The sequence below is a fragment of the Chloroflexota bacterium genome, from assembly GCA_016219275.1.
Taxonomy (GTDB): Bacteria; Chloroflexota; Anaerolineae; order UBA4142; family UBA4142; genus JACRBM01.
Window position 1 is genome coordinate 86,943 of sequence record JACRBM010000101.1, and the last position, 7,837, is coordinate 94,779.

Here is a 7,837-nt window from a genome sequence, read left to right on the forward strand (position 1 = left end):
AAACAATCCTATGATTCAGAATAAATGGCGTCGTGTCGGATTCATCCTTTTGCTGGCGAGTGTCGTAGCGGTGGCTGGCTATTTCTACTTTTTTCAGTCGCCGCCACCGACCACTATCGTCCCAATTAGTAAGCTGGGGCGAGATGTGCAATTGGGTACCGTCAAGAGTATCGCTGTTAACGGCACAGTGGTTAACATTGTCTACCAAGACGGCTCTGTGGCAACATCCAGCAAGTCAATTGGAGATAGTGGGATCGAGAAAACGTTGACCAACTTGAATGTGTCTCCCGATCGAGTTATCGCCGTTGACATCACATACGATAAACCATCGCAATGGAGCGATGCGTTGCCGATTCTCATTGGGTTCTTGCCTTTGATATTTATCGGCGTGATGATATTTTTCTTCATGCGCCGGGCGCAGAACGGCAATAATCAGACACTCGCATTCGGCAAATCGCGCGCGCGTATGTTTCCTAGCGACAAGCCAACGATTACCTTTGCCGATGTCGCCGGCGTGGACGAAGCGAAGCAAGAATTGCAAGAGGTCGTCGAATTTTTGAAAGAGCCAGGCAAGTTCACCGCGCTCGGCGCACGCATTCCACGCGGCGTGTTGCTCGTCGGACCACCGGGGACCGGCAAGACCTTGATGGCGCGCGCGGTCGCGGGCGAGGCGAATGTGCCCTTCTTCTCGATTAGCGGATCGGAGTTTGTCGAAATGTTCGTCGGGGTGGGCGCGTCCCGTGTTCGCGATTTGTTTGCGATGGCGAAGAAGAACTCGCCCTGCATCGTCTTCGTAGATGAGATTGACGCGGTCGGGCGTAACCGTGGCGCAGGGATCGGTAGTTCGAACGACGAACGCGAGCAGACGCTCAATCAGATTCTGGTTGAGATGGACGGGTTCGATACCGATACGAACGTCATCATTGTCGCCGCGACCAACCGCCCGGACATTCTCGATCCGGCGCTTTTGCGCCCCGGTCGTTTTGACCGGCGCGTGATGATTGATCGTCCTGACATGAACGGGCGTAAGCAAATTCTCCAGGTGCACACCAAAGGCAAGCCGATCTCCGACGAGGTTGATCTGGGAGCAGTGGCTAAACTAACCCCCGGCTTTTCCGGCGCGGACATCGAAAACCTGGTCAACGAAGCCGCAATCCTTGCCGCGCGGCGCGCGAAAACAGCAACCGGGATGGATGAATTACAAGAGTCCATCGAAAAGGTAGTTGCCGGTTCCGAGCGCAAAAGTCGGTTGATGCATCCAGATGAAAAACGGATCGTGGCGTATCACGAAGCCGGGCATGCCCTCGTCATGCACATGCTGCCAAACTGCGACCCAGTTCATAAAGTTTCGATCATTGCGCGCGGCACGGCGCTGGGGTACACGATCCACTTGCCCGACGATGATCGCTATCTGCAATGGCGGTCGAAATTCATGGATGATCTTGCCGGCGCGCTCGGCGGTCGTGTCGCCGAACAGATCGTCATTGGCGATATCACCACCAGCGCCGCGGATGATTTAACCAGCGCGACCAATCTCGTTCGGGCAATGGTCACGCGGTACGGCATGAGTGATAAGCTGGGTCCGCGTACATTTGGCGCACGTCAAGAAATGATCTTCCTGGGTCGTGAGATTTCCGAGCAGCGCAATTACGGTGAAGCGGTCGCGCGGCAGATTGACGAGGAAATCAAGGAGATTATCACCACGGCGTACGCGCAAGCCAAGCAAGTCATCCAGGCATATCGGGATGGATTGGACGCGATTGCCAATCGGTTGATGCTCGCGGAGAGTATTGACGGGACCGAGTTGGCGCTGTTAGTGGGAAGATCAAAAGTTGCGCCAATGCCGTCACCGGTTCCAATCAATTGACAATGAATTGAATGGAACATGAGTCACGCAGGCAGCGCGCGCGGATCACCGGAGGTTCTTATGCAGTTTCAAATTGGCGATATGGTTGTGCATCCCGTCCACGGGGTGGGTACGATCATGACCTTTTCGAAACAACAACTTTTTGAAAAGGCATACGACTATTACCAAGTCATCGCCGGAAATGTCACGGTGTGGGTTCCGATCAATGACCAGGGCACCACAGTGCTGCGAAAGATCGCGTCGAAAGAAAGTCTTAACGAGTGCCGTAAATTGTTACGGCGGCGTCCTGTCCCCTTGGATCGCGATCGCAAAATACGGGAAGTCGAAATCGCGCATCTATTGAAAGGCAGATTGCTCCCCGCCTTGTGTGAGACGGTACGGGATCTCAAGGCACACAGTCAACAAAAACCGTTGGGAAGAATCGAGGGTGAGCTATTGAAAAAGGCATTCAAAGCACTGTGTGACGAATGGGCGGCTTCGGATGGCGTAACCCCAAAAACCGCCCTTGGTGAAATTGAATCTCTCCTTCAAGAGGGTCGTTAAAAGTGATTTCGCAAATGGAATAGTGGAACATCCAGGTGTAAGTTACGCACGAGGAAAATTCGATGAATGAGAAACAAACTTGGCTAGTGATCGAGGCGATCAGCAAGAATGAGTGGTGCGGTACTAATCGAGATATCCGGCTTGACCTGTGGTCCAACTTTCGCGGATCGCCGGACGTTCTCAGAAACTATCTCTGCAAGGATCGGAGTGGATACATTCGCGGCTACTACGATGAAGCCGGTATCTTTTATGTGATGCGATTTCATCTCCGCGATGACGAGTGGACAGAACCGCAAGCATCTCCAATCTAAAGACACCGACGAACCTACAGCTTCTTCATGTCGCGCGGTGCGGTTGGGAGAATTTCGCCGACCTGCCGTTGCGCTTCCTCGATTTATTGCCTACGCAGTTCATTGATGGTTTTGCAACTCCGTTTGTTGTGCTCACACGCGTAGGGACCCAACAGAATGTTTCTTGGTCGGCTGAAAATAACCTGGGACAAGTTAGGAATAGACTTGTCCCAGGTTTTGGGTTGGGGCGAGAGGGAGTCGAACCCACACGCTGGGTTGACCAGCAAGAGATTTTAAGTCTCCCGCGGCTGCCATTTCGCCATCGCCCCATATTCAATTGTTGTGCGCGATTTTATTCCCGATTCACCGAATTGTCAAAACACCCCTTGACAGTTGTCTTGGGGTGTGCATCAAAGTTTTGGGTGGTGAAAAAACCTTGCGAAGGTTGAACGGCAATCATATTTGATTTGCCGTTAAAACCTTCGCAAGGTTGAGTGTTCCAAAATTTTGACAGACACCGTGAATAAAAAAGACTCGCCGAATGCGCGAAATTCGGCGAGTCGCGTTTTTTCACGGACTACAGTTGTTGACAAAAGTGGCTTGGTTCGATGTGACATTGCCGGGCGACAAGATACGCAAATGCTCGGACCACGTTCCTTTGGGCGCGGCATTCCACGCGTCGGTAACCTGTAGTGTGCCGGTGGTGTTGAACGTCAGGGTTGCCGACGGTTTGTTGATTCCATCGCTCCGTTCCCAGCGATACGTCACGGTCGTCGCGCTATCCACCGTGATCGAACCGGTGAATGTGAAATTAGCGCCAGTACACGCGCCGCTATAGCTCGTCGGCAGAACCGCCGCGCCCACACTCACTTGTGGCGTCGGCGTTAGCGTCGGCGTGCGCGTGGCTGTGTTTGTCGGCGTGGGCGTGATCGTCGGCGTGTTTGTCGGCGTCGGCGTATTCGTCGGCGTACGCGTGGGTGTGTTCGTCGGCGTGTGCGTTGACGTTGGCGTGTGCGTTGACGTTGGCGTACTGGTCGGCGTGAGTGTGACCGTCGGCGTCGGTGTCGCGGTATTGGTCGGCGTAGGCGTGGGCGTGGGACCGATCACGGTACGAATCAACTCGTTGTTGTTGTAATTCGTCTCTTGAACTTCTTGCAGCGAATTCACGCGCACCGAGATACTGTGCGTCCCCACCAACACGCCGGTCGGCAGAAAGAGCGAAACCTCTTGACCCGCCGGCACCACCGTAATCTTGCGATGAGAATCTACGATCACGCTATCCACGCGCACTTCGGTGAGGAACGACCGCGCTACATCTCCCGTACCGATGTTGCGAATCGTATAGTTGACGAGTCCATTCGCATCAATCCAAATATCGGCGACGATGAGGTCGGGCAGTTCTTGCACGGTCACCACGATCGTGCGATCAATCGTGCCGGCGGAATTGTTCGCGATCAATGTGAACGAGGTCGTCGCCGCCGGCGAAACGAGCCGATTGCCGCTCGCATCCACCTTGTCTTGATTGAGGAACACGACATCCGCGCCCGTCACGCTCCAACTGATGAGCACTGGTTGTCCGCGCGCGATGATCGTTTGATTCGCCGTAAAGAAATTGATCGTCGGCGGCGGATTGATGAACATGGTGGGAGTGGGCGAGGGTGTCCGTGTGCTGATCGGCGTGATGGTCGGCGTGTCGGTCGGCAAGACCGGCGTCGCGCTCGGCGTCAACGCGCTAGTCGGTATCGCGCTTGATGGGTTCACGTTAAATTGCCAATCGCGAAATTGCAGATTGCCATCCACGTTTTTTACTTCGACGTGAACGATATGCAAACCCGAGTCGAGGTCAACGGCTATTGACACCGAACTTTCGGAAACCGTCGCTTGACGCGTCACTTCTTTACCGTCGAGTACGAGGCGCACCGATTGCGGATCAATCCCTTTCTTGTCGGTGAACGCGGCTTTGATCGTCACGCGAGTTTGCGTGAGCGTTGTGTTATCTTGCGGATCAATCGCGGTGATGCTCGGCGTGCTCGTGTCACGGAACACGAGCGACGCGACGCCAATCGCGAGCGCGGTGACGAACAGCGCGATCAAGAACGCGAGTCCGACAAGTCGCAGCGAACAGCCCGCCGGCAAGAACGTTCGCGGCGCGGGCACGGTTTCGATTTCGTCCGTCGCCGCCGGTTCGAGCGCGGTCGCCGCGGCGGTTGTCGGCGCAGGGGATGGCGGCGGCGCGATTGAAACGGGGCGGAGCGGAGTCGGCGCGGGCGCGGTGACGGCGGTGGTCGGGACGGGTGGCGGAGTGGACGGGAGCGGTGGTACGATCCCGCCGGCGCGCGTCGCGGCGAGAATCTTGATCCGCACCATCGCGGCAAGCGATTCGGGCAACACGATAGTTGGCACGTAGCCGAACAGTGATCCTTCGGTACCAACGCGGCGATGCAAGCCCCAGATTCGTTGCGGATCAATTTGCCCGGCGAGCGGTCGCCCTTGTTGGCGCGCTTCCAAATCGAATTGATGATTGAACGAACGCCGCGCTTCTTCGACCAACCGATTGATGTCGGTGCGCGCGACGTTGAGCGCGCGCGCTTTTTCGCTCGGCGACAAGGCATGCAATTCTTCGACGACGAGCACCGCGCGATGGAACGCCGGCATCGCACGCGCCGCGCGCCAAATGTCGCCGGCGAGACCGGCGACGCTCGGTTCGGTGGAAGGCGGCAACGCGTCGAGCCAATTGCGTTGCCGCAAAAAATTCACCGACGCCTCACGCGCCAAACCGTAAATCCAGCCGCGCAACGATTCCTTGTCGCTCGCCGTCGTCGCAAGCGCAAACACGCGCGCGAACACTTCTTCGAGCAAGCGCGCGGCTTGATCGCGGTCGCCGACGATGCGATAAATAAATTCGTACACGGCAGGACCGTGCCGGTCGAACAACGTGCCGAGCGCATCGCGGCGACCTTGTTGCATCGCCATGAGCAAATCGCGATCAGAGGACGTTGCCACCCTTCACCTCAATCCGTGACGCGGGACGCGTGGCGAGCAGCGGATGGCAGATAGCAGATGGCAGATGGCAATTCGCCATTCGCTATTCGCTATTCGCTATTCGCCATTCGTCATTTGTTTCAACGACAAACCCGCACGCCACAAATAGTACAGTCCCAACAGTGTGACCGGCAAATACAATGCCGCATGTAACACCAGCGTGTAACTCGTCGCCAGGTTCTGGTCAATGCCAAACGTTTTGAGCACGCCGACAATCGGCGCATCGAAGACGCCGACGTACCCTGGTGTGCTCGGCGCAATCGTCACCAAATTCGCCAGCGCGGTCGCGACGAGAAACACGGCGAACGGCAGGACGATGTTAAAACCGAATGCGACCACCACGTACATGCCGCACTCGAACAACCACACGACGAGCGAGAGCGCGTACACCGCGAGCGAATCGCGCGGACTGCGTAACACACCCAGCCCTTCGAGCATCGCGCGCATCAGTTTCAACGCGCGTGCGCGCAGCGGCGCAGAGGGCAGACGGCTCAACCCAAACTCGGCGAGGCGCTCGACGCGTTGCGGCATCCCGGCAGCAATTGCCAGCGCGAGAATCACCGCGATGAACACGGCGCTAACGATTTGGACGCGCGCGTTCAGTTCCCCGCCCAAGTCCAGAAAAAAGGAGGCGGCGACGATGAATGTGAGCATCGTCAAGCCGTCGAACACGCGCTCGACGAGGATCGTCACGAGCGTCGCGGTTTTGCTGACCTGCTCTTGCGCGCCGAGCACGTACGCGCGCACCAGTTCGCCCATCCGCAACGGCAAAACGTTGTTCGCCATGTAGCCGATGACGACGGTGCGAAAGAGCGCGCTGCTCGGAATCGGTTTGATCGAACGCAGGAGATAGTGCCAGCGCACTGCGCGCACGCCGACGCCGACAAAGTAGAACGCGAGCGCGGGAATCAAATAGATGTACTGCGCCTGGGCGAGCGCCGCGACGATTTTCGCGGGATCGGTTTGGTAAAAAACATACGCCAATAATGCGAGACTAACGATGAGACCAAGCCAGAGACGTTTTTGTTTCAACATTGGATTGGCGCAATGATAGCACACATCGCGCAAAAATAAAAGTGCGCGCGTGGGATCGCGCGCGCGAGTCCAGCCTGCCGCGCAACCGATTGACCGATTTGCTGGGATACGCTAGAATGAGCGCACAAGATATGAGGAGGAATGTGAGCAACCAGCTTCGTCTGATAATCCAAATCATTACGCCGCAACCCGTGATCGAAGGCGCGGGCGTGCGCCTCAAACGCAGTTTTCCCGGGCAGGCGCTCGATTATCCCGATCCGTTTTTGCTGTTCGACCATTTCGGTTCGGATGATCCCAACGATTATCTCGCCGGTTTTCCGATGCACCCGCATCGCGGCATTGAGACGGTGACGTACATGCTCTCCGGCGTCGTCGCACATCGCGATAGTATTGGCAACGCGGGAACGATTGGCGCGGGCGACGCGCAATGGATGACCGCGGGACGCGGCATTCTGCACGAGGAGATGCCGCAACGCGCGCAAGACCGGCTCGATGGATTTCAACTCTGGGTCAACTTGCCGGCGAAAAGCAAAATGATCCCGCCGCGCTATCAAGATATTTCGGCGGCGAGCATTCCAACGGTCACGCGCGACGCGGGTATCGCAATTCGCGTGATCGCGGGGCAAGTGGACGGCGTGCGCGGTCCGGTCACCGACATCATCGCCGATCCGACGTACCTCGATGTGAGCGTGCCGGCGCACGCGACTTTCACGCACGCGATCGAATCGGGACATACAGTGATCGCGTATGTCTTCGAGGGCGCGGGCGCGTTCGGCGCGAGCCGCGAGACGATGGGCGCGCCGCGCTTGATCGTGTTCGGCGACGGCGATGCGATACAAGTACGTGCGGAAAAGAGTGGCGTGCGGTTTCTGTTGATGTCGGGCAAACCGTCGTACGAGCCGATCGCGCGGTATGGTCCATTCGTGATGAACACGCGCGAGGAAATCCTGCAGACGTTGCGCGAACTTGAAGACGGTACCTTTGCGCGCGAATGATTCTTGCGCGCGGCAAAAACAAAAACAAGACCGGTGTTGCCACATTTTGCCACGCCCTTAAGGAC

6 protein-coding genes and 1 tRNA gene are annotated in these 7,837 nt (G+C 56.9%); 4 read left to right on the forward strand and 3 right to left on the reverse strand.

From position 1 onward, the window contains the following. Positions 1-10: 10 nt before the first annotated feature. The 3 genes from HY868_26560 (at position 11) to HY868_26570 (ending at position 2,721) form a co-directional block, all read left to right on the forward strand. Positions 11-1,867, forward strand: a complete 1,857-nt coding sequence (locus tag HY868_26560; protein ID MBI5305719.1) for an ATP-dependent zinc metalloprotease FtsH — start codon at positions 11-13, stop codon at positions 1,865-1,867. 60 nt (positions 1,868-1,927) lie between these two features. Further along, positions 1,928-2,410 (forward strand): hypothetical protein, encoded by a 483-nt coding sequence (locus HY868_26565; protein ID MBI5305720.1) that lies wholly within the window; start codon positions 1,928-1,930, stop codon positions 2,408-2,410. Positions 2,411-2,472: 62 nt separating this feature from the next. Continuing rightward, positions 2,473-2,721, forward strand: coding sequence for a hypothetical protein (locus HY868_26570; GenBank protein ID MBI5305721.1), 249 nt, complete (start codon positions 2,473-2,475; stop codon positions 2,719-2,721). A gap of 222 nt (positions 2,722-2,943) precedes the next feature. Here the strand turns inward: HY868_26570 and HY868_26575 are convergent. The 3 genes from HY868_26575 to HY868_26585 all read right to left on the reverse strand — a co-directional run bounded on the left by HY868_26575 (position 2,944) and on the right by HY868_26585 (position 6,777). Beyond that, positions 2,944-3,029 (reverse strand) — tRNA-Leu (locus HY868_26575). 241 nt (positions 3,030-3,270) lie between these two features. After that, complete coding sequence (locus HY868_26580) at positions 3,271-5,703, reverse strand: hypothetical protein (GenBank protein ID MBI5305722.1); 2,433 nt, start codon at positions 5,701-5,703, stop codon at positions 3,271-3,273. A gap of 96 nt (positions 5,704-5,799) precedes the next feature. Further along, the gene (locus HY868_26585) at positions 5,800-6,777 is read right to left on the reverse strand and encodes a flippase-like domain-containing protein (GenBank protein MBI5305723.1); all 978 of its coding nucleotides are present in this window, start codon (positions 6,775-6,777) and stop codon (positions 5,800-5,802) included. Positions 6,778-6,908: 131 nt separating this feature from the next. Here HY868_26585 and HY868_26590 point away from each other — a divergent pair, with 131 nt between their 5' ends. Further along, positions 6,909-7,772 carry a pirin family protein gene (locus HY868_26590; GenBank protein ID MBI5305724.1) on the forward strand — a complete coding sequence of 288 codons (864 nt, stop codon included), beginning with the start codon at positions 6,909-6,911 and terminating at the stop codon, positions 7,770-7,772. The last annotated feature ends 65 nt before the right edge of the window (positions 7,773-7,837 follow it).